Source organism: Kitasatospora sp. NPDC001547, assembly GCF_042894165.1.
In the GTDB taxonomy this organism is placed as follows: Bacteria; Actinomycetota; Actinomycetes; order Streptomycetales; family Streptomycetaceae; genus Kitasatospora.
On sequence record NZ_JBIAVL010000019.1, the window covers coordinates 13,828 to 40,437 of the forward strand.

The following is a 26,610-nucleotide window of genomic DNA, read 5'->3' on the forward strand; positions in this document are numbered from 1 at the left end:
TGATGAATCAACGGGGGGGATCGACACGGGGCACGCGCGGCGCGTGTGACGTGCGGGAACCCCACGGGTTCGAGAACGGTGATTCAGAACGTCGATTCAACAGAGGGGGGCCGTCGTGCCGCGTCGGGAGAGTCCGCTGGATCCCGGGGACGGGCCGCTGCTGCGCTTCGCGGGTGATCTACGGGCCCTGCGGGCGCGCGCGGGAAGTCCGCCGTACCGTCAACTCGCCCTCCGGGCGCATTGTTCAGCGGCCAGCCTGTCGGTCGCCGCGGGCGGCCGGCGGCTGCCCAGCCTCGCCGTCACCCTGGGCTACGTGCAGGCCTGCGGCGGGGACGTGCGGGAGTGGCGGCACCGGTGGCAGCTGCTCGCCGCCGAACTGGCCGCCGACACCGCCGCCCGCCGGCGCGCCCAGGACGTCGGACGGGCTCCCTATCCGGGGGCGGCGGCGTTCGAGGCGGTCGACGCCGAGCGCTTCTTCGGCCGCGAGGTGCTGCTGGAGCGGCTGGTCGCCCTGCTGGCCGAGCGGCGGCTGGTGGTCCTCTCCGGGCCGTCCGGGGCGGGCAAGTCCTCGCTGGTCAGGGCCGGTCTGCTGGCGCGGCTCGGCGGTGCTCCGGCCGGCCGGGCCGGAGCCGGAGCCGGTGTCCCGGTGGCGCTGCTGACCCCCGGCGAGCGGCCGATGGAGGCGTACGCGCTCGCGCTGGCCCGGCTCGGGCAGCGGACCGGCGACGCGGCGCGCGGCGCGTCCGGCGCGGCGGCTGGCGACCCGGTGCTGGTGGTGGACCAGGGCGAGCAGCTGCGCACCCGCTGCCGGGACGCCGCCGAGCGGGCGCGGTTCCTGGACGCCCTGGTGGCGACGGCCGAGGGCGGTCCGGAGGAGGTGCTCACCGGGCTGCCGGTGGCGGCGCCGCCCCGCTGCCGGGTGGTGCTGGTGCTCCGCTCGGACCAGTGCGGGCCGCTGTTCGCCGAGCACCCCGGGCTGGCCGAGGCCGGCCGGCACGGGGTGCTGGCGGTGGGGCGCCCGGCGCCGGACGAGTTACGGCGGGCGATCACCGAGCCGGCGTTACGGTCCGGCTGTACCGTCGAGGGCGCCCTGCTGGCCGTGCTGATCTCGGCCGCCGCTCAGCAGCCGGGCGCGCTGCCGCTGGTGTCCACGGCCCTGCTGGAGACCTGGCGCAGGCGCAACGGCAACGCGCTGACGCTGGCCGGGTTCCAGGCCACCGGGGGCTTCGAGGGCGCGTTGGCCCGGACGGCGGAGTCGCTGTACAACGGGCTGGAGCCGTCCGACCAGGCCCGGGCGCGGGCGGTGTTCCTACGGCTGGGCGGGGAGTTGCTCGCCGCCGGTGAGGAGGCCGCCGGTGCGGTGGGCCTGGGCGACGGGCTGATGCCGGGAGCTGGACCGCTGCCGGCCCTCGACCTGCTGCCGGGCGGTGACGAGGGCTCCCGCAGGCCGGTCCGCCGGGCCGAGTTCGACGAACCCGGCGTGCCCGAGGTGCTGGAACGGCTGGTCCGGGCCCGGCTGGTGGTGGTGGACCGGGACACCGTCGAGCTGTCCCACCACGGGCTGCCGCAGGCCTGGCCCAGGCTGCGCGGATGGCTGGCGGAGGGCGGCGAGGCACTGGGGGAGCAGCGCCGGCTCAGCTCGGCCGCCCGTGGCTGGGCGGACGCCGACCAGGATCCGGAACTGCTCTACCGGGGCGTCCGGTTGGAGCAGCTGATGCGGCGGGTGGCGGCGGGCGAGCTGGCCGCGGCCGGGGTCGAGCGGGCCTTCCTGGCCGCGTCGGCCCGGGCGGCCGTCGCCGACCGGCGCCGGGCGCAGCGCCAGAACCTGGCGGTGGCCGGGGTCGCCGCGGCGGGCGGGGCGCTGCTGGCGCTGGCGGGCGGGAGCCGGATCCGTCGGGCCTGGCGCTGGTGAGCACGCGGCCCGGGTCGTCCCTCCGGCCGCCTGCCGGATCGCCTCCCGGGCGTTGATCGACCTCGTGGGCCAGGGAGTTGAACAACGCCCGAATCGTCCGGCGGCTCGTCGCGGGGGCCTGTTCGGCGTCGAACGCTGTCCTTGCGCGGCCGTCGGTCGTCCGGGTAGCTTGACCGTCGATCCCGGCCCTCGAAAGGCGAATTCGGCTGCCCCGCCGGTGATTTACCGTACGCGTGGTCGGCCCGAGCCGGCCGGCGACGAATTCCTGCGGTGCGGTTCGAGCCGTCGTGTGCCGCAGTGCTGTCTCCGTTTTTCCCTGAACTCTTGTCAAGGGAGAGTCATGTCCGATTCAGCCCGTCCGGTCCACAGCTGGGACGAATTCACCACCCTGCGCGAGATCGTGGTCGGGACCGCCGTCGGCGCCCGGCTGCCCGAGCAGACCGAGCCGTCCGCCTGGCTGTCCTGCTTCCCGAAGACCGGCGCCGCCGACCTCGCCTCGATCGAGGCCGGCCCGTACTCACGGCAGGTCGTGGAGGAGACCGAGGAGGACCTGGACGCGCTGGTCGCCACCCTGCGCGGCCTCGGCGTCACCGTCCACCGGCCCGAACCCGTCGACCACACGGCGGAGTTCGCCTCCCCGCTGTGGAAGGCCGACGGCGGCTTCCACACCTACTGCCCGCGGGACCTGACCCTGGTGGTCGGCGAGACGCTGATCGAGGTGGCGAGCCCGATGCGGCAGCGCTACTTCGAGGTCTTCGGACTGCGCGACCTCTTCCAGGACTACCTGCTCCGCGGCGCGCGCTGGCTGGCCGCACCCCGGCCGCAACTGGCCGACGAGCTCTTCGAGTCCGATGCGGACGGGCTCCCGCTGCTGGGCGAGGCCGAGCCGGTCTTCGACGCCGCCAACGTGCTGCGGCTCGGCCGGGACGTGTTCTACCAGGTCTCCCGCAGTGGGAACGAGCTCGGCCTGCGCTGGCTGGAGTCGACCCTCGGCCTGCTCGGCGACGGCGGCCTGCGGCTGCACCCGCTGCGCGACGTCTACGGCTACACCCACATCGACAGCACCATCGCGCTGCTGCGGCCGGGCCTGGTGCTGCTCAACCCGGACCGGATCAGCCCGGAGACCGTCCCGGAGCCGCTGCGGGGCTGGGACGTCCTGTGGTGCCCGCCGGCCGAGCCCTCGGGCGACGCTCCGGAGCACGCGCTCAGCGAGAGCTGGATCAGCATGAACCTGCTGATGGTCTCGCCGGACACGGCGATCGTCGAGGCCGGCCAGGAGGGCCTGATCAAGGTGCTGGAGCACGCCGGGATCACCGTCCTGCCGCACCGGCTGCGGCACTCCCGGGTGCTCGGCGGCGGCTTCCACTGCGTCACCCTGGACATCCGGCGCGACGGCGGGCTGGAGGACTACCTGTCCTGAGCGCGGCGCGCCGGTGGCACGGCCGGCGGACCGCGTCGCCGCGACGCACGGACGGGAGCAGGAAGTCGGCCGGACCGACTTCCTGCTCCCCTTGCTGCGGACCGCTCAGCCGAGCAGGAGGAACTTGGTGGCCGTGGCGCCCTGGTAGGTGCTGCAGTCGGTGTTCCGGGTGGTCTGGCTGTACGTGAAGCCCCTGGGGACGCTACAGGCCCACAGGCCGCTGACCGGCTTGCGGAGGTGGAACTGGTTGGACTGGCCGCTGCCCGTGGTGATGTTGCAGGCGGTGCCCCAGCTGATGTAGTCGTAGGTGAACTCCGGGGTGCCGACGCAGGCGGTGAGGCCGTCGACCGGCGTGCGCAGGTGGAACTGGTTGGCCTGCACGCCGCTCATCTCGCTGCAGGCGCTGCCCCAGGTGATGGCGTCGTAGACGAAGCCGGGCGCGCTCTTGCAGGCCGTCAGGCCGTCGTACGGGGTCCGCAGGTGGAACTGCGGCGAGTTCCAACTGGCGCCGCCGCTGCAGGCGGTGTTCATCGCCACCTGGTCGTAGACGTACCCGGCCGGGACGTCGCAGGCCCAGGCGCCGTCGAGGCCGGTGGTGGTGGCGCTCGCGGGAGTCGCGGCGGCCGCGCCCGAGAGCAGCAGGGCGAGGGCGGACAGTGCGGCGAGGAGCAGGCGGACGGGACGGGTGCGGGCGATGGGCATGGCTCTCCCCGGGGGTGGTGGTCGGAAGGGCGTGGCACGGAAGCGCTTCGGAACGGGCGCCGGGCGGTCGGCAACGGTGGTTGCGACCGGCCCCGAAGTTTCTAGCACGGGGTGATCGCGGCGGGCTCGTGAACCGGTCGGGTCGGGCCGCCCGCCGACATCCGTCCAGCCGCGCGACCGCGAGGGCTACGCCCGGACCGCCGGCCACCGCCCCGGGCCCCTGCCGCGACTGGCGTACGCCCCCCGGAGGCCCGGGCGGCGGCGCCGGACGGGCTCGCGCCCACCGGTCTACGGCGAGCGGGTCCGCCGGCCCGGGAAGTCCGCCTTCAGGCCGAGCTGTTCGAGGGCGTCGAGCAGCTCGATGAGGCCCGTCCGGTCGTCCGGGCCGCGGCGCATGGTGGTCAGGACGGTCGCGGCGGTGCCGGACTCCTCGACGCTCTGCCGCAGTGCCGGAGCGAGCACCGGGTGAGCGCTGATCTCGACCAGTACGTCATGGCCCGTCAGCAACTCGGCGGTGGAGTCGGCCAGCAGGACGGGCTGCCGCAGGTTCCGGGCGAAGTAGCCCGCGGTGGCCTGCCGCCAGTCCAGCGCTCGCCCCGTGACCGAGGAGATCATCGGGATCCGGCCGGGCCTGGGGGTGAGCTCACCGATGGCCCGTTCGAGGTCCGCCAGGATCGGATCGATCGCCGGGCTGTGGGCCGGCAGGTCGACCCGGACCATCGCGCACAGCACGTCCGCGGCCTGGAGCCCGGCGACGACGGCCTCCAACGCGGACCGGTCGCCGGCCAGCACCGTGGTCCGCGGGCCGTTCCGCGCGGCGACGGACACGCTCCCCTCAAGCCCTCGCAGGTGCTGTGCGAGGTCGACGGCCGAGAGCTCCACCACGGCCATGCCGCTGTGCGGGCCGGCCACGCGGCGTTGCTGGTCGCTGTAGTGGTGGACGAGCCGGACCGCGTCCGGCAGGTCGAGGATGCCGGCGATGACGCCGGCGGCGATCTCGCCGACGCTGTGGCCCGTGACCGCGGCCGGCCGGACGCCCGCCTCCTCCAGCCAGCGGGCGATGCCCACTTGGACGGCGAAGACGACGGGTTGCATGACGCCGACGTCGTCCGTCCTGGCTTCGGGTTCGTCGAGGAAGAGCTCGTGGACGAGGGACCAGCCGGTGTGCCGGGCCAGCTCGCCGTCGCACTCCTCCAGGGCCGAGCGGAAGGCGGGTTCGGTGCGGAACAGAGTCCGCCCCATGCCCACCCACTGCTGGCCGTAGGGGGAGCAGACGAAGGCGATCCGGGTGCCGTCCGCGGCGGCGGGCTCCGGCCCGGCGGACGGGCCGCCGGTCGGCTCGTGGACGGCCGCCCCGCCGAGTTCGCTCAGCCGCAGACCCGGAGCGGCGGCCACGGCGTCGAGCAGCTCGGTGAACTCCCGGACCAGCCGCTCGGCCTGCGCGGGGACGAACAGGTCGAGGGCGTAGGTGAGGCTGCCGTCGATGCCGTCCGGCCTCCGCTGTTCGGCGAAGCCCTCGAACAGCTCGAAGCGGAGGTCGAAGCGGGTGATCCCCTCCGTCACCGGCTCGGTCCGGACCTCCAGGCCGGGAAGGCGGAGCTCGGCGCTCGCGTTGTTCTGGAAGGCGAGCATCACCTGGATGAGCGGGTGCCACGCGGGCGAGCGCGGCGGGTTGACGGCCTGGACCACGTGGTCGAACGGCACCTCCTGGTGGGCGAAGGCCGCCAGGTCCGTGCTGCGCACCCGGACCAGCAGCTCCCGGAAGGTCGGGTCGCCGTCGGTCCTGGTGCGCAGCACCAGCGTGTTGACGAAGAACCCGATCAGGTCGTCGAGGCCCTCGTCGGTGCGCCCGGCGGTGGGGATGCCGATGGCGATGTCGGTGCCGGCTCCGCGCCTGGTGAGCAGGGCCGCGAGGGCGGCCTGCACGACCATGAAGACGCTGGTGCCGGTCTCCCGCGCCAGCTGGTGCAGTGCCCGGTGGGTCCCCCGCGTGACGTGGAAGGGGACCCGACCGCCCCGGTGCGAGGGGGTGTCCGGACGCGGGGCCGCCGCATCGATCCGTAGGCGGTCCGGCATTCCCGCCAACTCCCCTTTCCAGAAGGAGAGCTGGCGGTTGACCAGACTGTCGGGGTCCTCCGGGGCGCCCAGGAGGTCGTCCTGCCAGAGCGTGTAGTCGACGTACTGGACCGGCAGTTCGGGCCGGACCGGCTCCTGCCCGAGGCGGCGCGCGGCGTAGGCGAGTGCCAGATCGCGGTTCAGGGGGAGCAGCGACCACCCGTCGCAAGCGATGTGATGGACGGTCAGGAGCAGGACGTGTTCGTCCGCGGAGAGCCGGAACAGCCGGGCCCGTAGTGCCGTCTCGGCGGTGAGGTCGAAGGCGTAACCGGCCGCGGCGCTCAGCGCTTCGGGCAGGCCTGCCTCGGTGACGTCGTCGACCGGCAGCTCGACCGGAGCCTCGTCCGGGTCCAGGACGACCTGCTGGGGCCGGCCGTCCCAGTCGGGGTAGGCGGTGCGCAGGCTCTCGTGCCAGGTGACCAGGTCGTCGAGGGCGAGTCGCAGGGCGGACAGGTCGAGGTCGCCGCGCAGCCGGTAGGCCATCGGCATGTTGTAGTGCCCGGCCGCGCCGTGCAGGCGGTTCAGGAACCAGAGGCGCCGCTGGGTCTGCGAGAGCGGGATCTCCGCCGGACGGCTCCGGGGGCGCAGAGCAGGGCGCCGGCTCCCGGAGCCCTGCTCCAGGTGCTCGGCGAGGCGGGCGACGGTCGGGGCCTCGAAGATCGTCCGGACCGGGACCTCCACGTCCAGGGCGGCCCGGATGCGGCCGGCGAGCCGGGTGGCCAGCAGGGAGTGGCCGCCCAGCTCGAAGAAGGAGTCGTCGATGGTGACCCGGTCGAGGCCGAGCACCTGGGCGAACACCGCGCAGAGGATCTCCTCCCGCTGGCCTCGTGGGGCGCGGCCCGTCCTCGTGCTCATGGTCGGCTCCCGTTGACGGCGGTGCGGACCCGGGCCGGCCACGCCGCGGTGTCGAGGCCGTACTGGCAGAGGAAGGCGTAGACGAGCCGCTCCAGGCCGAATCCGACGCAGCCGCTGCGGGTCGGCCCGTTCGCACCGTGGTCGATGCCGAAGGCCTTGCCGAACAGGTCGTCGTGGAAGTTGAAGGAGCCGACGGCGATCGTCCGCCCGGGCGCGACGTGGAGCCGCAGCTCGTACTTGAGCTCCATCAGCCGCTGGGACCAGATCCGCTCGGAGGTGTCCGTGCCGCAGAAGAACGGGTCGTTGCCCACCTCGCAGAAGCCGCTCAGGCCGAGCTCCTCGACGAAGGCGAAGACCTTCCGCATGAAGCGCTCCCGGGAGTCCAGCACGTCCTCCCGGGAGCCCATGAAGACCATCTCCCGGATGGTGAAGTCCCAGAGCCGCTCCAGGCTGGTCGCGTACGCCGCCTCGAAGCGGAACGACTTGCCGCGCGAGGTGACCACGTGGAGCCGGCCCGCCTCCAGGGTGCGCCCGCCGTACTGGCTGAAGGTGTGGTAGCACATCGTGGGCGGCAGGCAGTAGTCGACGTTGCCGCAGGAGTCCAGCACCGCGGAGTCGATGCCGGTGACGGCCTGCCGCTCCTGGAAGGCGCGGTAGACGTCCAGGTCGTTGCGCAGCCTGGTGACGAACATCAGGTGCTGCGGGAAGGCCTTGAAGTAGCCCGCCGTCTCCAGCGCCTTCGTTCTGATCAGCGTCGGGTAACGGTACTCCCGGACTTCGTGGTCCTCGGCCAGGAGGTCGCAGACGGCCCGGTCGAAGTAGCCGAGGAGGGAGAGCAGCGGCTCGCCGACGGCGACCTGACCCTCACCGACCTCCGTCACCGCACCGGCCTGGGAGAGGAGTCCGAAGACGTCCTGGTGCGGGGTGCGCTGGTGCGGCGAGGTCCAGACGGCCTTGGCGGGCGTCACCCATTGCCTCCGGACGTCGTTGTCCACCAGGGAGTTGACCTTCTCGGTCAGGGCGTCGTGCGGGAGCGGTCGCTCGGAGCGGAGTGTCACGGAGCGCACTTCGTCGCCCTCCACGGGCACCTCGAAGCCGGTGATCTCGGGCGACACGAAGAAGAGCCGGCGCTCGATCTCGGCGGCCAGCGCTCCGGGGATAGGGCTGCGAAGGTCGATCCGGGTGAGGACCTCGTCGGGGTGCGTCATCGTGGTTCTTTCCTCGCCGATGGGAGAACGGTCGAACGGACCGGCGCGCGGCGGCCTGGCCGCCGCGCGTCCGCGGGTGGGGCTGGGGCGCCGTGGCCGTCTAGGCCGCCGTAGCCGTCCGCGAGGTGACCAGGCGGACAAGACCGTCGACCGTGCGGAAGTTGTCGAAGTCCATGTCCGCCGGGCCGAGGGTCAGGGCGAACTCCTTCTCCACGAAGAGCGCGAGCTGCATCGCGAAGAGGGAGTTGACGTAGCCGAGGGCGAAGAAGTCGTCGTTGTCGGCGAGCGGCTGGCCGGCCAGGTGCGGGGCGAGGAACTCGCGGACCCGGGCGCGCACGTCGTCGTTCGTCATGTCAGGTTGCTCCTTGGGTGGTTCGAGGATCAGTAGGTGTAGAAGCCCTGGCCGGTCTTGCGGCCCAGGAGCCCTGCGTCGACCATCTTCTGGAGCAGGGGGGCAGGGCGGTACTTGCTGTCCTTGTAGCTCTCGTACATGACCGTGATCGAGTTCAGGATCGTGTCGAGGCCGATCAGGTCGCCGGTCTCCAGGGGCCCCATCTTGTGGCCGAAGCAGCCGCGGAACATCTTGTCGACGTCCTCGGCCGAGGCGACCTGGTCCTGGACGCAGAAGATCGCCTCGTTGATGGTCACCATGAGGACCCGGTTGGTGACGAAGCCGGGGGCGTCCTGGACGACGATGCCCTCCTTGCCCATGCCCGACAGCAGCCCGAGCGCGGTGTTCAGCGTCTCCTCGCTGGTGAAGTGGCCGCTGACCACCTCGACGGTGTCCATCATCGGGACGGGGTTCATGAAGTGCAGCCCGAGGATCTCGGCCGGGCGCCCGGTGACCGAGCCCACCCGGGTGATCGGCACGGCCGAGGTGTTCACGCCGAAGATCACGCCGGGGCGGCAGATGGCGTCGATCCGCTCGTACACCGCCCGCTTGACGTCCCAGTTCTCGGTGACGTTCTCGACCACGAAGTCCGCGTCGGCCAGTGCGGTGAGCTCGGTGCCGGTGGTGATCCGGGCGAGGACGGTCCCGGCGTCCTCCTTCAGCGGCTTGCCGAGCAGCATCGGCTGGACGAGCAGGTCACGGCGGATCTGGGCCACCGCGCTGTCGAGTTGGGCCTGCGAGATGTCCACCAGGACCACCTCGAACCCGGACTCCGCGAAGGACTGGGCGACGCCGCGGCCGATCGTGCCGGCGCCGATCACGCCTACGGTGCGGATGCTCACGGGGATACCACCTTTGTGGGATAGAAGGGGAGTTGGGGGCCCGGTCAGCCCTGGGCGGCCCTGGTGTCCAGGTGTTCGGCGAGGTCCGCGATCGTGACGTAGCGGAACAGGTCGACCATGGAGACCCGGAGGTCCGTGATCTTCTGGATGCTCTGGGCGATCCGGAGGGCGGCCAGCGAGTCCACCCCGAGCGCGAACGAGGTGTCGTGCACGTTGAGTTCGGTGAGGCCGAGCTCGCGGGCCCAGATCCGGGCGAGTGCGCGCTCGGTGTCGGTGAACGCGCCGCTCTCCCTGCCGAAGAGCTTCGGCTCGCCGTCGCACGGCGCCTCCTCCGCCGTCGCGGCGGATCCGTCGGCGCTGCCGCGGGCGGCGTCGACGGCCTGCCGGATCGGGGTGGCCAGCACCAGCGGTGCGCGCCGCAACAGTTCCGCGAGCCTGCCGGAGGCGCTCAGCCTCGGGTAGTTGATCTCGCCGACGATCACCGGGGTGCAGGCCGAGGCGAGGATCTCCTCGAAGCTGTCGAGACCGTCCTCGACCGACACCGAACGGAAGAAGCCCTGATCCTGCTGGACGCCGTGGTCGAAGGCCATGCCGGTTTCCAGCCAGTCGCTCCAGTCGACCGACACCGTCCACCGGCCGCGTGCGGAGCGCTGCTCGGCGAAGTGGTCCAGGTAGCTGTTGGCGGCAGTGTAGTCGCCCTGCCCGGCCGCACCGAAGACCGCCACCGTGGAACCGAAGTTGACCATGCACTCCGGCGGGTCGTCCTGGGTGACGAGGTCCAGCACGGTGGCGCCGAGCACCTTCGGGTTCAGGGTACGGCGGAAGGTCTCCGCCTCCTTGCGGAAGAGGAAGCCGTCCCCGGCGACACCGGCCGCGTGGACGACGCAGCCGATCCCGCCGAGATCGGCGCGGATCTTCGCGACGACTCCCGCCATGACCGTCAGGTCGGTGACGTCACCGGAGTAGCCGCGGACCTCGGCGCCGTTGCGCTCCAGTTCACGCAGTGCCTCGATCTGCCCGCGCACCTTGGCGTCGGTGACCTCGTCCCACCGCTCGCGCGGCGGCAGCTCGGTGCGGTTGACCAGGGCGAGCCGCGCACCCGGCACCGATCGGCTCAGCCGGCGGGCGACCGCGAGTCCGAGCCCGCCCAGACCGCCGGTGATGAGGTACACCCCGTCCGGGCGCACCGGCGCGGACCTCGGCTGCTCCCGCAGCTGCACCGGTGCGAGCTCCGCGACGTAGCGGTGCCCGTCGCGCAGCGCGACGGTGGCGGGTGTCCGGGCTCCGAGCAGTTCGGCGCGGACGGCCTCGGCGCCGGTGTCGTGGGCGATGTCGAGGCAGAACACGTCGGTGTCCTCGTACTCCTGGCCGATCACCTTCGCCAGGCCGAAGAGCGTCGCGTGGACCGGGGCCGTCTCCGGCTCGGTGCCGGTGACCCGGGCCACCGAGGGGGCGACCACGCTGAGCCTGGCCGGGCCGACGCCGCGCTCGGAGAGGCTGCGGGACAGGTGGAACAGGCTGTGGACGCCGTGGTCGAGCCTGCTCTCCAGGAGTGACGGATCCTGCTGGACGTCGCCGTCGGCAGGGGCCGCGACGTGCACGACCTCGTCCGGGAGCTCCGCACCGAGTGCGTCCAGCAGCCGGCCGAAACCCTCCTGGGTGGGCGGCACTTCGTACCGGTCCGGAGCGGACCGGTGCCATCGGTCCGCGAGGGCCGCCTCCGTGACGTTGATGCCGTGCGCGCGGAGTGCGGCGCTCAACTCGGATCCGACGCTGCCCTGTTCTCCGATCACCAGGACCCGGGCGGGTGCGGCCCGGGACTCCTCGGCTGCCGGCGCCGGGACCCAGCGGAGGGTGTGGTGGCGGTTGTGCGGTCGCAGTCGGGCGACCGTGCGCTCGGCGTCGGTGACCCGCTTGACGGTGAAGCCGCGGATCTCGGCCGCGGTAACCCCCGACTCGTCGCAGATCACCACGTCGACCTTGCGGAACTCGGCGTTGTCCACGTAGCCCGGGTGCGGCTGGACGAAACTCAGGCCCCGAGCGGGCAGCGGGCCGTGCAGGAGCAGCGAGTCGTAGCCGACCGGGAGGAAGAAGTCCCGGTCACCGAGGGCGAGTCGGCGGTCCTCGGCGGTCTCCAGGAGGGCGAATCCGCTGAAGCCGGTGGCCTGGTCGAGCAGGACTGGGTGCAGGGGGTGGTCCTGGCACTCGGCCCGGTACTGCTCGGGCAGGTCGAGCACGCCGAGGGCGGTGCGGATGCCGACGTGCACGGTCGGGAGGCTGCTGCGCCAGCGGTCGCCGAACTCCATCACCTTGTGCTCGGACTGCCGCCGGGAGATGTCCACGCTCTCCAGCGAGCAGAGCGCCCGCAGCGCGGCCGGATCCTGCTTGGGCGCCGGGGCGGTGTGCGGCTTGACGCCGACCGTGCCCTGGACGTGCACCGTCCAGCGGTCGCTTGCCGGGTCGTGGCTGGCGACGGTGAACTCGGCCTGGAGGTCGTCGAGTTCGCGGACGGTCGTGTGCGCGGTGCGCGGGATTCCCTCCTGCACCAGCAGCGGCACGAGGAAGGTCACGTCGCGGAGCTCGGTGACCGGTCGGCCGAAGTGCAGCGAGGCGGCGGCGCGGGCCATCTCCAGATAGGTGGTTCCGGGGACGATCGCCTCTGAGAGCAGCTTGTGTTCGGAGAGCACCCAGTGCCGTTCCAGCGAGAACTCGGTGAGGAAGACGGACTGGCCCATCGTCCGGAGCAGGACCTGGTCCAGCAACGGGTGTGGTCCGGGGGTGTGCCGGACCGCGGCCTGCGGGACCTGGGGCTCCAGCCAGTAGCGCTTGCGCTGGAAGGGGTAGGTGGGGAGGGGAATCCGGCGGCGTTGCTGCTGGGCGAAGTAGGCGGTCCAGCCGGGCCGGGCGCCGGCGAGCCAGAGGCTGCCGAGGGTGCGCTGGATGATCTCGGTGGCGGTACGGCGGTCGCGCTTGTGGGGGAGCGAGGCGAGCGCCGTGGCCTGGATGCCCGCACTGGTGAGGATGCGCCGGGTGAGGCTGCTGAGGGTCTGGCCGGGGCCGACTTCGAGCAGGGTGACGTGCGGCTCGGTGGTGGCGGTCCGGACGCCGGTGGCGTATTCGACGGTGGCGCGGACGTGGTGGCCCCAGTAGGCCGGGTCCGTGGCCTGCTCGTCGGTGATCCAGGTGCCGGTGGTGTTCGAGACGAAGGGGACCTGCGGAGCCTGGCGGTCGACGGCGGCGACGGCGGCGACGAACTTCTCGACCATCGGTTCCATCAGGCTGGAGTGGAAGGCGTGGGAGGTGGCGACGGGTTGCGTGGCCCAGCCGCGCTCCTCGGCAAGGGCCGTGAAGGCCTGGATGACGTGGTGGGGGCCGGAGACGACGCAGTCGCGGGGGCCGTTGTGGGCGGCGAGGGAGAGGCCGTCGGGCAGCGCCGCCTCGACCTCTGGCCGTGCGGCCATGATGTTGAGCATGGCGCCGGGGGTCTGGGCCTGCATGAGGCGGCCGCGCAGTGCGACGAGCGCGAGGGTGTCGGGGAGGGTGAAGACGCCGGCGACGCAGGCGGCGGTCCACTCGCCGAGGCTGTGCCCGAGCATGGCGGTGGGGGTGATGTCCCAGGACTGCCAGAGCCGGGTGAGGGCGTACTCGATGACGAAGAGGGCGGGTTGGGCCCACTGGGTCTGGTCGAGTCGGCTGTCCTCGGTGAAGACCACCTCGCGGATGTCCTCGCCGACGTGCGGCCTGAGCAGCTCGGCGCATTCGTCGACGCTGGCGCGGAAGACGGGCTCGTGCTGGTAGAGGTCGTGGGCCATGCCGGTGTGCTGGGAGCCCTGGCCGCTGAACAGGAAGACCAGGGGCGCGGTCTCGCGGGTCGCGTGGCTGGTGGTGACGTGGGCGGGGTCGTGGGTATCCAGGGCGGTGGCGATGGCGTCGGGAGTGGTGCCGGTGACGGTGCGGCGGTGCGGGAAGGCGCGGCGGCCGGTGGCCAGGGTGTAGGCGGCGTCGGCGAGGTTGGGCTGTTCGCGGCGCAGGTGGGCGGCCAGTCGGTCGGTGGCTTCTTCGAGTGCGGCGGGGGTGCGGGCCGAGAGGACCAGCGTCTCGGTCGGGCGGGTGCCGGCCGGAGAGGCGGGGGCGACCGGAGCCTCTTCGAGGACGAGGTGGGCGTTGGTGCCGCCGAAGCCGAACGCGCTGATGCCGGCGCGGCGGACGCGGCCGTCGGTGCGGGGCCAGGGAGTCGATTCCGCCTGCACGTGGAACGGGCCGGTGGCGAAGTCGATGTCGGGGTTGCCGCGGCTGTAGTTCAGCGAGGGCGGCAGCAGTTCGTGCTTGAGTGCGAGCGTGGTCTTCAGCAGGCCGGCCATGCCGGCGGCGGCGTCGAGGTGGCCGATGTTCCCCTTGATCGAGCCGAGGGCCCAGGACCCGGTGTCGCCGAACGCCCGGGACAGCGCCTGCACCTCGATCGAGTCACCGATCACGGTGCCGCTGCCGTGCGCCTCGACGTAGTCGATGTCCTCGGGGGCGAGCTCCGCGACGGCCAGCGCCTCCGTGATCACCTCGGCCTGACCGCCGACCGTCGGTGCCGTGAAACTCGCCTTGACCCCGCCGTCGTTGTTGACGGCCGAGCCCCTGATCACGGCGTGGACGGTGTCGCCGTCGGCCAGCGCGTCCTCCAGCCGCTTCAGGGTCACCACGCCGACACCGTTGCCGAAGACCGTGCCCCGGGCGTCCGCGTCGAACGGGCGGATGTGTCCGTCCGGGGAGAGGAAGGCCCCCTCCTGGTACGGGTAGCCGGTGTTCTCCTGCACCTTGTAGGAGACCGCCCCGGAGAGGGCCATGTCGCACTCGTAGTTGAGCAGGCTCTGGCAGGCGGCGTGCAGTGCCACCAGCGAGCTGGAGCAGGCGGTCTGGACCGGGAAGCTCGGCCCCCGCAGGTCGAGCTTGTACGACACCCGGCTGGTCAGGAAGGCGAGTTCGAAGCCGAGGCCGACGTTCTCGCCCTTGATCGCCTCGCCCTGCTCCAGGTTGCCGAGGATGTTCCCCAGGTAGGCGGTGGTACTGGCGCCGCCGAAGACGCCGATGCTGCCCTCGTACCGGGCGGCGTCGTAGCCGGCGTGCTCCAGTGCCGCCCACGCCGTCTCCAGGAAGAGCCGGTGCTGCGGGTCCATGATCTTCGCTTCGCGGGCGGTGTACCCGAAGAACTCCGCGTCGAAGAGGCTGATGCCCTCGAACCTGGGCGCGGCCTTGACGTAGTGGGGCTGGCCGAAGACCTCGGGCGGCACCCCGGCCGCCGTCAGCTCCTCGTCGGTCAGGGCGACGATCGACTCGACGCCGTCGCGCAGGTTCGACCAGAACTCGGTCAGGTCCCCCGCGCCGGGGAAGCGCCCCGCCATCCCGATGATCGCGACGCCGTCCCGTTCCGGGAGATCCGTGAACTCATTGGTCATCATTCGCCCCTTGCCGTCCGACGCCGTTGCTGGTGCTGACGCCGGCGTTGCTGCATCTTTTCCCTGCGTTCCTCAAGTGCCTTGCGGTTGTCGCCCGTTGTCTGCTGCAGGGGCTGCTCGGCCAGGCCGGCCAGGTGCGCCGCCGTCAACCCCTCGTACAGGTCGCCGAGGGCGAGCTTCGTGCCCAGCCGGGTGTTGATGGTGCTCACCAGCTGGATCGCGATCAGCGAGTTGCCGCCCAGGTCGAAGAAACTGTCCTGGATGCCGACCTTCTCGATGCCCAGCAGCTCCTGCCACAGCTCGCAGATCGCGCGCTCGGTGTCGCTGCGCGGTGCCACGAACTCGGTGAGGATGTCCGGGCGTGCGTGCGCGGCGCCACGGGGCTCCGCGGTGTCGCCCTGCTCCAGCGAGAAGGCGTTCTCGAACAGCGCCGAGAGCTCGGCGGGCGACACGATGATCTGCGACTCCGAGAGGCCGGCCAGGATCGCGTCGAGGGCCCACAGCCCTTCGGCGGGCGACATGGCGCGCTCGTCCACCTGCTCGACGCCGGACGGCGCGGCGGTACCGACCGCCATGCCGATCTCCCGCCACGGACCCCAGTCGATCGAGATCACCCGCCGGGTGCGCCCCCGGTCCTGGGCGAAGGCGTCGAGGAAGCAGTTGGCGGCGCAGTAGTCGACCTGGCCGACACTGCCGATGTTCGCACCGTTCGAGCCGAACAGGACCAGGAAGTCCAGCTCCTGGTCCGCCAGCACCTCCTCCAGCACCAGGGTGCCGCGCACCTTCGGGAGCAGGACCTCGGCGGCCGCCTGGAGGTCCTTGAGCTGGATCAGGCCGCCACCGGCGACGCCCGCCGCGTGGAAGGCGCCGTGGACGGCCCCCCACTGCTGGGTGGTCCGCCGGACGGCCTCGCTCATCGCCGCCTGGTCGCTGACGTCGGCCTGGAACACCAGGAGCTCCGCACCCGCGTCCCGCAGACGGACCAACTCCCGTACGGTGTCGGCGAGCCGGCCCTTGCCCGGGTTGTCGGCGAGCCAGGAGTCCCACTCCGCGGCGTCGGGCAGCCGGGTGCGCGCGGTGAGCGCGATCCGTGCCCCCGCTGCCGCGAGGTGCCCGGCCAGGGCCAGGCCCAGGCCACCGGTGCCGCCGGTGACCAGGTAGACACCGTCCTTGCGCACCACCGGCGACTCGTCGCGCCGGGGCAGCGGCTGCGGCAGGTAGTGCTGGGACCAGCGGTGCCCCCCTCGGTGTGCCACCGTCTCCGTGCCGGGCTCCGGCGCTGCTGCCAACTCGGCCATCAGCTTCCCCAGTTGCGCCTGAGTGGGGGCTTCCTGGCAGTCGAGGTCGACGCTGCGGCAGGTGGTGCCCGGCAGCTCGCGGGGCAGCACGCGGCACGGGCCCAGCAGGGTGGCCTTCAGCGGCGAGAGCAGCTCGGCGCCGGTGACGTTGTGCATTCCGTTGCTGAGCACCCAGATCCGGCGCGGCTCGCCGTCCGGGTGCTGGACGAGGGCCTGGGTGAGGCGGATCAGACTCTCGAAACCGTGCTGGAGGCTGCCCTCCGCGCCCGGCGCGGTGACGCTCCAGCCGTGGACGATGTGGGTGGGCACACCGGCAGGGCCGTTCCGCAGGGTGCTGATCAGCCGCTCGTAGTCGGAGCTGTCGGCCGGGTCGATGGTGTAGCGGTCATCTCCCCGGTCGGACCAGGCGCCGGCCGCCGCCACCACGGTGACGGTGGCACCGGCGGCCCGCAGCTGCTCGGTCACCGCCTCGCCCACGCCCAGGCCGTCGGCGAAGACCAGCCAGTGCCGGGTGCGATCCGGCTGCTCCCCGGCGGGGAGAGGCGCCCGCTGCCAGGACGGGGCGTAGAACCACTGCGTGATGTCGTCGCGGCGCGCCGCGGAGCGACCGGCGGCCTGGGCCGTCGTGGCCTGTCGGTCGAGCCAGTAGCGCTTGCGCTGGAAGGGGTAGCTGGGGAGGGGGATCCGGCGGCGTTGCTGCTGGGCGAAGTAGGCGGACCAGTCGGGGGCGGCGCCGGTGAGCCAGAGGGTGGCGAGGGTGCGCTGGACGGCTTCGGAGGGGCTGCGGGGGTCGCGCTTGTGGGGGAGGGAGGCGAGGGTGGTGGACCGGGTGCCGGTGTCGGTGAGGATGCGCCGGGTGAGGCTGCTGAGGGTCTGGCCGGGGCCGATCTCCAGGAGGGTGGTGCCCGGCTCGGTGGTGGCGGTCCGGACGCCGGTGGCGTATTCGACGGTGGCACGGATGTGGTGGCCCCAGTAGGCCGGGTCCGTGGCCTGCTCGCCGGTGATCCAGGTGCCGGTGGTGTTGGAGACGAAGGGCGTCTGCGGGGCCTGGCGGTCGACGGCGGCGACGGCGGTGGTGAACTCCGCGATCATCGGTTCCATCAGGCTGGAGTGGAAGGCGTGGGAGGTGGCGACGGGTTGCGTGGCCCAGCCGTGTTCCTCGGCGAGGGCGGTGAAGGCCTGGATGACGTGGTGGGGGCCGGAGACGACGCAGTCGCGGGGGCCGTTGTGGGCGGCGAGGGAGAGGCCGTCGGGCAGCGCCGCCTCGACCTCTGGCCGTGCGGCCATGACGTTGAGCATGGCGCCGGGGGTCTGGGCCTGCATGAGGCGGCCGCGCAGTGCGACGAGCGCGAGGGTGTCGGGGAGGGTGAAGACGCCGGCGACGCAGGCGGCGGTCCATTCGCCGAGGCTGTGGCCGAGCATGGCGGTGGGGGTGATGTCCCAGGACTGCCAGAGTCGGGTGAGGGCGTATTCGATGACGAAGAGGGCGGGTTGGGCCCACTGGGTCTGGTCGAGTCGGCCGTCGTCGGTGAAGACCACCTCGCGGATGTCCTGGTCGAGGTGTGGTGTGAGGAGTTCGGCGCATTCGTCGACGTTGGCGCGGAAGACGGGCTCGTGCTGGTAGAGGTCGTGGGCCATGCGGGTGTGCTGGGAGCCCTGGCCGCTGAACAGGAAGACCAGGGGCGCGGTCTCGCGGGTGGTGTGGCTGGTGGTGACGTGGGCGGGGTCGCGGGTCTCCAGGAAAGCCGCGACGGCTTCGGCGGACGAGCCGGTGACGGTGCGGCGGTGGGGGAAGGCACGGCGGCCGGTGGCCAGGGTGTAGGCGGCGTCGGCGAGGTTGGGCTGTTCGCGGCGCAGGTGGGCGGCCAGTCGGTCGGTGGCTTCTTCGAGTGCGGCGGGGGTGCGGGCCGAGAGGACCAACGTCTCGGTCGGGCGGGTGCCGGCCGGAGAGGCGGGGGCGGCCGGAGCCTCTTCGAGGACGAGGTGGGCGTTGGTGCCGCCGAAGCCGAAGGCGCTGATGCCGGCGCGGCGGACGCGGCCGTCGGTGCGTGGCCATCGGCCGGGCTCGGCCTGGACCCGGAACGGGCCGGTGGCGAAGTCGATGTCGGGGTTGCCGCGGCTGTAGTTCAGCGAAGCGGGGAGGAGTTCGTGCTTGAGCGCGAGCGTGGTCTTGAGCAGGCCCGAGATCCCGGCGGCGGCGTCGAGGTGGCCGACGTTCCCCTTGACCGAGCCGAGGGCCCAGGACCCGGTGTCGCCGAACGCCCGGGACAGCGCCTGCACCTCGATCGGGTCGCCCAGCGAGGTGCCCGTGCCGTGTGCCTCGACGTAGTCGATGTCCGTGGGTGCGAGGCCCGCGTCGGCGAGCGCGGCGGAGATGACCGCGGCCTGGCCGGTGACGCTCGGGGCGGTGAAACCGACCTTCACCGCGCCGTCGTTGTTGATCGCCGAGCCCCTGATCACGGCGTGGACGGTGTCGCCGTCGGCCAGTGCGTCCTCCAGCCGCTTCAGCGCGACCAGACCGACACCCGTGCCGAAGACCGTGCCCCGGGCGTCCGCGTCGAACGGGCGGACGTGCCCGTCGGGGGACACGAAGGACCCGTCCTGGTGCAGGTAGCCGGTGCCCGGGTTCGGGTCGACGTGGACGCCACCCGCCAGGGCGAGGTCGCACTCCCCGGCGAGCAGGCTCCGGCGGGCGGTGTGGGCGGCGACCAGCGCGGTCGAGCAGGCGGCGCGCAGCGAGACCGCGGGGCCCTTCAGGTCCAGCTTGTACGACACCCGGGAGGCCAGGAAGGCGAGTTCGTTGGCCACCAGGATCTGGGTCTGGCCCAGGGTGTCCACGATCTGCTGGTGCGAGTAGACGTGCTGGACGTAGCGGTTGGCCCCCGCGCCGCCGAAGACGCCGATGCTGCCCTCGTACCGGGCGGCGTCGTAGCCGGCGTGCTCCAGCGCCTCCCAGGCCGTCTCCAGGAAGAGGCGGTGCTGCGGGTCCATCACCTCGGCCTCGCGGGCGGTGTACCCGAAGAACTCCGCATCGAACAGGTCGCTGCCGGTGAAGGCGGGCGCGGCCTTGACGTAGGTTCGTTGCCCGAACACCTCGGGCGGCACCCCGGCCGCCGTCAGCTCCTCGTCGGTCAGGGCGACGATCGACTCGACGCCGTCGCGCAGGTTCGACCAGAACTCGGTCAGGTCCCCCGCGCCGGGGAAGCGCCCCGCCATCCCGATGATCGCGACACCACCGCGCGCCGCCGTCACCGCGCCGCCCGGAGGTCGTCGACGAGCGCGCCGAGGGTGCGCACGGTGGGGCCCTCGTAGACGATGGTCAGCGGTACGGCCACCGCCAGCTCCTGACGCAGTCGGTGGACGACCTGGAGGCCGAGCAGTGAACTGCCGCCCAGTTCGAAGAAGTTGTCGTGCACGCCGACGCTCTCCACGCCGAGTAGCTCCTGCCAGATCTCCGCCACCCGGTGTTCGGTCTCGCCGTTCGGGGCGACGAACGGGTTGCGCAGGTTGGGGCGCTCGTGCCGTGCGGCCGGGGCCGGTGCCTCGGCCACCGGGTCGGCCCACAGTTCGTGACGCAACGTCAGATCGCCGGTGGAGGTGACGACCTGCGCCTGGGGCACCGCGTCGAGCAGGGTGTCGAACACCTGTCGGCCCTCGGCCGGTGTGAGTGCCAACTCGCGTACCGCCGCGCCGAGTCCGGAATCCGCCCGGTCCTCCTGGGAGAAGTGCCAGGCTTCCCAGTTGACGCTGGTCCAGGGCAGGGCCGCGCTGTGGTGCCGCTGGGCGAAGGCGTCGAGCGCGGCGTTCGCGGCGGCGTACGCACCGAAGCCGAGACCGCCGAGCAGCGAGGCGATCGAGGAGCAGATGACGGCGAAGTCCACCCGCTGGTCGGCCAGTACCTCGTGCAGCACCTGCGTGCCGTAGAGCTTGGGGCCGAAGTGCCAGGAGGCCTCCTCCGCGCCCAGGACCGTGACCTCCCGGTGGGCCGCCGTGCCGGTCGTGCCGGCACAGTGCAGCACGCCGTCGATCGGGCCGAACTCCCGCAGGACGCGCTCCTTCAGGGCGAGCATGGCCGTGCGGTCGGAGACGTCCGTGGCGGTCACCAGCACCTCGGAGCCCAGCGCCTCGATCTCCTGGACGGCGCGGACCGCGGACCGGACCGCTTCCGGGTGCTGCGGATCGCCCCAGCTCTCCCGGGGCGGCAGACCCGTCCGTCCGAGCAGCACCAGGCGCACCTTGGCGCGGTCGGCGAGGGCGCGGGCCATCAGCAGGCCGATCTTCCCGAGGCCGCCGGTGACCAGGTACACCCCGCCGGGGCGGACCGGGGACCCACCCCGCGGGCGCGGTGCGCCGGTCACGTACGTCGGCGCCCAGCGGTGCCGGCCGCGCAGCGCGATGGTGCGCTCGGCGGGCGGGGCGGCGAGCTCGGCCAGCAGCCGGTCGACCAGCCCGGGCACGGCCTGCGGGCCTTCCGGGCGGAGGTCGACGTGGACGCAGCTGAGCGAGGGGTACTCCTGCGGCAGCACCCGGCACAGGCCCTGGACGGCGGCCTTCGGCGGGCAGAGCGGCTCGTCCCCGAGGACGGCGTGCACCTCGGAGGACAGCACGTCCCAGCGCTGCCGCCCGGTCATCAGCTCGGCCTCGGTGGCCTGGACCCAGTGGACCAGGCTGTCGAAGGAGCGGTGCAGCAGGGCCCGGACGTCCTCGGGCGCCGTGGCCCGGTCGGCGTCGTCGCCGACGCTCCAGCAGTGCACCACCCGACCGGGCAGCGGGCCCTCGGCGCGCAGCGCCTCGGCGAGCCGGGCGAAGTGCTCCGGCCGGGCGGGGTCGAGGACGTACTCGCGCTCGCTACCGCGGTGCCACTCGGCTCCCCGGGAGACCGTGCGTACGGTGGCGCCGAGACCTTCGAGCCGGTCGGCGAGGTGGTGGCCGACGCCGGTCTCGTCCGCGAAGACGAGCCAGCGCTCGTCGGCCAGGCCGGCCTCGGCGGGCTGCGGTGCGCCGGCCAGCCGCTGCCAGGACGGCGTGTAGAACCACTGGGGCAGGTCGCCGCGCCGCTGCTGGGCCGAGCCGCTGCCGGGCTGGGCGGTGCCGGGTTCGAGCCAGTAGGTGCGCCGTTCGAAGGGGTAGGTGGGGAGCGGGACCCGCCGGGCACCGGCCGTGGCCGGGAAGGGGCGCTGCCGGCCGGCGAGCCAGAGGCGTCCGGCGGCCCGCAGGAGTGCGGTGCGGTCGCTCTGCCCGAGGAAGGCGCCGGGGAGGGACGGGAGGACGACCCGGTCGGTGCCGGCGGCGGCGGGGTGCTGGATGGCCCCGGGCGTCAGGGTCGGCGCGGGGCCGATCTCGACGATCGCGACGTCCGGGACGGACCACAGGGTGGCCAGGCCGTCCGCGAACCGCACGCACTCCCGTACGTGCCGGGCCCAGTACTCGGGGCTGGTGGCCTCGTCGTCGGTGATCCAGGCGCCGGTCAGGTTGGAGACGAACGGCACGGCCGGGGCGTTCAGCCGGACCGAGCGGACCAGTTCGGCGTAGCGCTCGACGACCGGGTCCATCATCGGGGAGTGGAAGGCGAAGCGGGTGGTCAGCCGGCGGGTCGCGGTGCCGGCGGCCAGCAGTTCGCCCGCCACCCGCTCGATGCCCTCGACGGTGCCGGAGAGCACGCAGGTCTGCGGGCCGTTGACCGCGGCGAGGCAGACCTCCGCGTCGGTGTACCGTGCGACGGCCTCCTCGGAGAGCGGCACGGCGAGCATCGCGCCCTCGCCCTGCTCCTCGATCAGCCGGGCGCGCTCCGCGACCAGGCGCAGGGCGTCGGGCAGCGAGAAGACCCCGGCCACACAGGCCGCGACGTACTCGCCCAGGCTGTGGCCGATCATCGCCTCGGGCTCGACCCCCCAGGCGGCCCAGAGCCTGACCAGGGCGTACTCCAGGGCGAACACCGCGGGGTAGCCGAGGCGCGGCTGGTCCAGCGGGTGCTCGCTGCGCTCCGGCTGGAGCAGCAGCCTGCTGAAGTCGAAGGGCTGTCCGGGGGCGGCGGCCGCGGACTCGTCGACGGTGAACACGAGTTCGCGGATGTCCGTGCCGAGCAGCGGCGCCAGCAGTCCGGCGCACTCGTCCAACGCGTCCCTGAACTCCGGCTCCTGGGAGTAGAGTTCGCGCGCCATACCGGGGAACTGGGAGCCGAAACCGGTGAACATGAAGGCCACCGGCCGGTGCGCGGCCTCGGACGCGGTCGCGGTGAGCAGCCGACCGTCGTCGCGGGCGTCGAGCGCCGCCAGCGCCTCCTCGGTGCCGCCGGCCACCAGCATCCGTCGGTACGGGAACGCCCGGCGGCCCCGCTGGAGGGTGAACGCGACGTCGGCCAGCGGCAGTCCGGGGTGCGCCCGGAGGTGGTCGTGCAGCTGGTCGGTGGCCGCCTCCAGGGCCTCCGGGCTCTTCGCGGAGAGCACCAGCAGCTGCTCGGCGCCGTCGGCCTGCCGGGATGCGCGCGGCAGCTCCGGGGCCTGTTCGAGGATGACGTGGGCGTTGGTGCCGCCGAGGCCGAAGGAGCTGACCCCGGCGCGGCGCGGGCCGTCGCCCTCGGGCCAGGGCAGCAGCTCGGTGTTGACGTAGAACGGGCTGCCGGCCAGGTCGATCCGCGGGTTGGGCCGCTCGAAGTGCAGGGTGGGCGGCAGCTGCCCGTGCTCCACCGCCAGCACGGCCTTGATCAGGCCGGCGACCCCGGCGGCCGAGTCGAGGTGGCCGATGTTGGTCTTGGCGGAGCCCAGGGCGCAACTGCGCTCCCCGACCCCGGAGTAGGCCGAGGCGAGTGCGGAGAACTCGATCGGGTCGCCCAGGATGGTGGCCGTCCCGTGCAGCTCGATGTAGCCGATGCTCTCGGCCGGCACGTCCGCGTTCGCCAGCGCGGTGGAGATGACGGCGGACTGGGTGGCGGCGCTGGGCGCGCTGAAGCCGGCCCGGCGGGAGCCGTCGTTGTTCAGCGCGGAGCCCTTGATGACCGCGTGGATGTGGTCGTTGTCGGTGATCGCGTCCTTGAGGCGCTTGAGCACCACCATCCCGACGCCGTCGCCGCCCACCGTCCCCTGGGCGCGGGCGTCGAAGGTGCGGCAGTAGCCGTCCGGCGAGAAGATGCCGTCCGGGCGGTAGACGTAGCCCTTGCTCCTGGTCCCGTCGACGGCGACGCCGCCGGCCAGTGCGGTGTCGCACTGGTAGGCCAGCAGCGCCTGGCACGCCTGGACGACGGCGACCAGTGACGTGGAGCAGGCGGACTGGACGGTGAGGGCGGGGCCCTCCAGGCCGAGCTTGTAGGAGACCCTGCTGGCGAGGAAGTCCGGCCGGTTGCCGATCACCGTCTGCTTGTCGCCGAGGATCCGCGCGGCGCCGGGCTGGGAGGCGATGTTGAAGAGCAGGTAGGTGTTGTTGCCCGCGCCCGCGTAGACGCCGACCAGGCCGTCCTGTCGATCGGTGTCGTACCCGGAGCTCTCCAGGGCGGCCCAGGCGCATTCGAGCAGGACCCGGTGCTGCGGGTCCATGAGTTCGGCCTCGCGCGGGGAGTAGCCGAAGAAGGCGGCGTCGAACTTCTCGCTGTCCGCCAGCGGGTAGCCCGCGCCGACGAAGTCCGGGTCGGCCAGGGTGGCGGCGTCCACGCCCCGGGCGGCGAGCTCCTCGTCCTCGAAGCGGGTGACGGAGCAGACGCCCGCCTTGAGGTTGCTCCAGTACTCCTCGACCGTCCGGGCACCGGGGAAGCGGCCGGCCATGCCGACGACGGCGATGTCCAGGCTGTCGTCGAACTCGGAGAAGCCGTCGGCCGGTTCGGAGTCCAGCTCGGCGTCCGCGGTGGGGTCGGGCTCGGGGGAGTGCTCACTCATGGCGACCTCGCTTCGCTTGCAGCTGCTGTTGGCGGCGCTTCAGCAGGGCGTTCTGCTGAGTGCTCCTGCCGCGGGTGGCGGCCGGTGCCACCCCCTGCCCCTGCTGCGAGAGCAGCTCGGCCTGGGCCCGGACGGTGGTGTGCTGGAACAGGTCGAGAAGGTCGACCTCCCGGCCGGTAGCCGCCCGGAGCCGGTGGTGCAGCCCGACCATGAGCAGGGAGTGCCCGCCGATGTCGAAGAAGTTCTGGTCGGTGCCGACCACCTCGGTGTGGAGGACCTCCTGCCACACCTGCGCCACCAGCCGCTCCAGTTCGTTGCGCGGTGGAAGCGGCGCGGTGGCGGGCTCGGCGGGCCGGGGCAGCCTGCCGCGGTCGACCTTGCCGTGCCCGGAGAGCGGCAGCCGGTCCAGCGTCACCAGCGCCTGCGGCACCATGTGCGGGGAGAGCCGCTCCCGCAGGTGGCGCTCCAGCCCGGCGGTGCTGAACCCGGGGCCGTGCGGCTCGACGTAGGCGACCACCCGCCGGTCGCCGGGGACGTCCTCGCGGACGACGGCGATGGCGTGGCGCACCTCGGGGTGGCTCTTCAGCGCGGCCTCGATCTCCCCCAGGGCGACCCGGAACCCGCGGACCTTGATCTGGTCGTCGCGCCGGCCGAGGAAGGCGATCGTCCCGTCGGCCAGGCGGCGGACGATGTCGCCGGTCCGGTAGAGGCGGGAGCCCGGCCCGCCGCCGAGGGTGTCCGGGACGAAGGCCGCCGCGGTGAGATCCGCCCGGCGGTGGTAGCCGCGGGCGAGGTTGTCGCCGCCGATCAGCAGCTCTCCGGCGACGCCGACGGGCGTGGGACGGCCCGCGGGGTCCACCACGTGGGCCTGGGTGCCCGGGAGCGGAACGCCGATCGGCGCGGTCTCCCACTCCGCCTCCGGGTGGTCGGCCACGGCGAGGGTCAGCACCCCGACGGTGGTCTCGGTCGGACCGTAGTGGTTGAAGACCCGGCAGTGCGGGACGAGGCGTTGGAGGGCGCGCAGCCAGCGCCAGTCGGAGGCCTCGCCGCCGATGACCAGCAGGCGGCGCGGCAGGAGTTCGGCGAAGCGCGGCGAGGTCTGCAGGGCCCGGAGGTGGGAGGGCGCGATCTTCAGGCAGTCGACCCCCCGGGTCTGCACCCAGTCGGCCAGCCTCTGCGCGTCCAGCGCGACGTCACGGGGGATCAGCTGCACCTCGCCGCCCGTGCACAGCGGCGGGGCGAAGGCCGTGACGCTGGAGTCCACCGTCAGCGGCTGCACCATCGCGTAGCTGAGCGGTCCGTCGATGCCGAGCCGCCGGATGACGGCGCGGGTGTAGCCGACGAGCTGGCGGTGCTCGATCACCACGCCCTTGGGCTTGCCGGTGGAGCCGGAGGTGTAGAGCAGGTACGCGGCATCGCCGGAGGTCTCGTGCTCCGGCGGGCGGTCCTCCGTCGGGCGGCCCGCCAACACGGCCAGCCCGGCGTCGAGTTCGATCACCTGGTGGGCGGTGCCGAGCGGGGCCGTCGCCACCACGATCCGCACGGCCGCGTCCGCGAGGATGCCGTCCCGCCGCTCGACCGGGTCGTTCGGATCCACCGGTACGTACGCGCCGCCGGCCTTGAGGATGCCCAGCACGGCCACCATCAGCCGCACGTCGCGATCGGCGCAGAGGCCCACCGTCACCTCGGGGCCGACCCCGGTCTCACGCAGCAGGTGGGCCAACTGGTTGGCCCGGGCGTTCAGTTCGCGGTAGCTGAGGGCGGCGTCCGCGGCCCGGACCGCGATCGCCTCGGGGGTGCGGGCGGCCTGCTCCTCGAAGAGCCGGTGGAAGCCCACGTCCGTCGGCTCACCCGGGACGCCGTTCAGCCGGGCGACGGTCCGCTCCTCCTCGGCGGTGAGCAGGGGCAGCCCGGCCACCGGTCGGTCCGGATCGGCCGTCGCGCCGTCGAGCAGCCTCAGCAGGTGGTCCACCGCGCGGCGGGCGGTGGCGGGGTCCAGGACGTCGGTGGCGAACACCAGTCGGCCGGTCAGCTCGCCGTCGGTGCAACAGAGTTGGAGATCCAGGTCGCAGGAGGTGGTCTCGGGGGCGACGCGCGGTGCCGGCCGGCAGGAGAAGCCCGGCCAGAGGTGCACGGCCTTGGCGGTACGGGCCTGCTCGGCCTCCGCCAGCCCGGTGCCCGCCAGCCGGACCAGGTCCCGGAAGCTCCCGTCGGTCCGGACGCGGACCGGCGTGGTCACCCCGGCGCCGTTGGTCACCCCGACCGCGAGCTCGGACTGTCCGCCGTACCGGTGCAGCAGTGCCAGGTAGAGGGCGAAGGCCGCCGCCGGGAGCCCTCCGCCGCAGGCGTCACCCAGCTGCCGCAGGGCGGCGGTCGCCCCGGCGGGGACGACGAGGGGGACCGAGCCGGCCCGGTGGTCGCGCCGGGCCGGAGGCGTCCGGTCCAACGGCAGCTCCGGGGCGGCGGGCAGCTCGGCGGGGCGCCCTTCGGCATCGGGGCCGGGCACGGGAGGTGCGGGGTGGCGCAGTGTCATGAGGGTTGCCTTGAGGGGTCTGGGG

The 26,610-nt window shown here is 73.0% G+C and carries 11 protein-coding genes; 2 read left to right on the plus strand and 9 right to left on the minus strand.

Annotated elements, in window-relative coordinates; translation table 11 throughout:
* Positions 1 to 115: 115 nt before the first annotated feature.
* On the plus strand, positions 116 to 1,912 hold the full coding sequence (locus ACFY0X_RS28360; protein WP_387758729.1) for a hypothetical protein: 1,797 nt from the start codon (positions 116 to 118) through the stop codon (positions 1,910 to 1,912).
* 340 nt (positions 1,913 to 2,252) lie between these two features.
* Entirely contained in the window at positions 2,253 to 3,332 is a 1,080-nt protein-coding gene (locus ACFY0X_RS28365; protein ID WP_387758730.1) for an inosamine-phosphate amidinotransferase 1, read from the plus strand.
* A 105-nt stretch (positions 3,333 to 3,437) separates the two neighbouring features.
* Here the strand turns inward: ACFY0X_RS28365 and ACFY0X_RS28370 are convergent, their stop codons facing one another.
* The 9 genes from ACFY0X_RS28370 to ACFY0X_RS28410 all read right to left on the minus strand — a co-directional run bounded on the left by ACFY0X_RS28370 (position 3,438) and on the right by ACFY0X_RS28410 (position 26,585).
* Entirely contained in the window at positions 3,438 to 4,034 is a 597-nt protein-coding gene (locus tag ACFY0X_RS28370) for a hypothetical protein (RefSeq protein WP_387758731.1), read from the minus strand.
* Between the two features lie 288 nt (positions 4,035 to 4,322).
* On the minus strand, positions 4,323 to 7,004 hold the full coding sequence (locus ACFY0X_RS28375; RefSeq protein WP_387758732.1) for a condensation domain-containing protein: 2,682 nt from the start codon (positions 7,002 to 7,004) through the stop codon (positions 4,323 to 4,325).
* Positions 7,001 to 8,212 (minus strand): hypothetical protein, encoded by a 1,212-nt coding sequence (locus ACFY0X_RS28380; RefSeq protein ID WP_387758734.1) that lies wholly within the window; start codon positions 8,210 to 8,212, stop codon positions 7,001 to 7,003. The genes ACFY0X_RS28375 and ACFY0X_RS28380 overlap by 4 nt, the downstream gene beginning before the upstream one ends.
* 100 nt (positions 8,213 to 8,312) lie before the next feature.
* Positions 8,313 to 8,564, minus strand: coding sequence for an acyl carrier protein (locus ACFY0X_RS28385; protein WP_387694289.1), 252 nt, complete (start codon positions 8,562 to 8,564; stop codon positions 8,313 to 8,315).
* 29 nt (positions 8,565 to 8,593) lie between these two features.
* Positions 8,594 to 9,445 carry a 3-hydroxyacyl-CoA dehydrogenase family protein gene (locus ACFY0X_RS28390; protein WP_387758735.1) on the minus strand — a complete coding sequence of 284 codons (852 nt, stop codon included), beginning with the start codon at positions 9,443 to 9,445 and terminating at the stop codon, positions 8,594 to 8,596.
* Between the two features lie 44 nt (positions 9,446 to 9,489).
* Positions 9,490 to 14,889, minus strand: a complete 5,400-nt coding sequence (locus ACFY0X_RS28395) for an SDR family NAD(P)-dependent oxidoreductase (RefSeq protein WP_387758737.1) — start codon at positions 14,887 to 14,889, stop codon at positions 9,490 to 9,492.
* Positions 14,889 to 19,439: an SDR family NAD(P)-dependent oxidoreductase gene (locus ACFY0X_RS28400; protein ID WP_387758739.1), complete on the minus strand. Its 4,551-nt coding sequence runs from the start codon at positions 19,437 to 19,439 to the stop codon at positions 14,889 to 14,891. The genes ACFY0X_RS28395 and ACFY0X_RS28400 overlap by 1 nt, the downstream gene beginning before the upstream one ends.
* Positions 19,436 to 24,052: an SDR family NAD(P)-dependent oxidoreductase gene (locus tag ACFY0X_RS28405; protein ID WP_387758740.1), complete on the minus strand. Its 4,617-nt coding sequence runs from the start codon at positions 24,050 to 24,052 to the stop codon at positions 19,436 to 19,438. Before ACFY0X_RS28405 ends, ACFY0X_RS28400 begins: the two co-directional genes overlap by 4 nt.
* Positions 24,045 to 26,585, minus strand: a complete 2,541-nt coding sequence (locus ACFY0X_RS28410) for an amino acid adenylation domain-containing protein (protein WP_387758742.1) — start codon at positions 26,583 to 26,585, stop codon at positions 24,045 to 24,047. The genes ACFY0X_RS28405 and ACFY0X_RS28410 overlap by 8 nt, the downstream gene beginning before the upstream one ends.
* Positions 26,586 to 26,610: the final 25 nt, after the last annotated feature.